General features: G+C 67.3%; 1 protein-coding gene. It reads left to right on the top strand.

The features are described 5' to 3' along the window. Nucleotides 1-48 precede the first annotated feature (48 nt). Complete coding sequence (locus AC07FN_RS45895) at nucleotides 49-1,281, top strand: IS30 family transposase (RefSeq protein WP_478401384.1); 1,233 nt, start codon at nucleotides 49-51, stop codon at nucleotides 1,279-1,281. Nucleotides 1,282-1,315 lie beyond the last annotated feature (34 nt).

The following is a 1,315-nucleotide window of genomic DNA, read 5'->3' as shown; positions in this document are numbered from 1 at the left end:
CTTGGGTTCTAGTGGTGGTTGCAACGCCTGACTCGTTCAGGGGTTGCAGTGTTCGAGATCCGCAAGGACCGGGCACCTCAGGGCCGTAAGAAGTTGCTTGCCGAGCGCCAGGCTTATCTTGATCTTGTGGCGCAGGGTGTGGGCACGGCTGAGGCGTGCCGGATCGTAGGGATCAACCGCAGGACCGGGCACCGGTGGCGATTCGGCAGGGCAAGCCAGGCGGGGCGGAAGACGACCAAGTCTTCCGCCCCGCCGTCACGTCCGGTCCCTGCCCGGCTCGAGGTGTCGTCCCGGTTCCTGTCTCAGGACGAGCGGCTGGTGATCGCTGACCTACACCGGGCAGGAGCTGGTGTGCGGGCCATCGCCCGCGAGCTGGGCCGTGATCCTGGCACGATCAGCCGGGAACTGAGGCGGAACAGTCATCCCGGCAGCGGTGACTATCGGCCGTATGCCGCCCAGGCCCGCGCCGAGGCTCGTCGTGCCCGGCCGAAGACCAGCAAGATCGCTGCCAACCCCGAACTCCGCGAGCGGGTGCAGGGCATGCTCGATGACCGGTGCAGCCCGGAGCAAATCAGCCGCCGGCTGCGCCGGGACCATCCCGACCGCCCGGAGCTGCACGTGACCCACGAGACGATCTACCAGGCCCTCTACGTCCAAGGACGCGGCGAACTGCGTCGTGAGCTGGCCCGGGCGCTGCGCACCGGCCGCACCGTGCGTAAACCCCGCCGGACCGGCGAGCAACGCCAACCCCGTTTCACCGCCCCGATGGTGATGATCAGCGACCGTCCGGCCCAGGTCGAGGACCGGGCCGTGCCCGGCCACTGGGAAGGCGACCTGATCATCGGTGGTGGCGGGACGTCCGCGATCGGCACCCTGGTCGAGCGCACCACCCGCTATGTGCTGCTAGTGCACCTGCCCGGACGCCACGACGCCGAAACCGTCCGGGACGGTCTCATCGCCACCATCCAGACACTGCCCACCCACCTGAAACGGACCCTGACCTGGGACCAAGGCGTTGAGATGAGCCGCCACCACGAGTTCACCATCGCCACCAACATGCCGGTCTACTTCTGCGACCCGCATTCGCCCTGGCAACGTGGCAGCAACGAAAACACCAACGGCCTGCTCCGCCAGTATTTCCCCAAAGGCAGCGATCTCTCCGTCCACACCCCCGACGACCTCGCCGCCGTCGCCGCCCAACTCAACCGCCGACCACGCAAAACGCTCGGCTGGGACACCCCAGCCGAGCGCTTGGCTAAACTCCTGACCGAAGCCAGTTGATCACTTGTGTTGCAACGACCCCTGGAATCCGCCC

This window comes from Saccharopolyspora sp. NPDC045941, assembly GCF_056431445.1.
The sequence above is the reverse complement of the archived record's forward strand: the minus strand, read 5'-3'. Positions and strand labels throughout refer to the sequence as shown.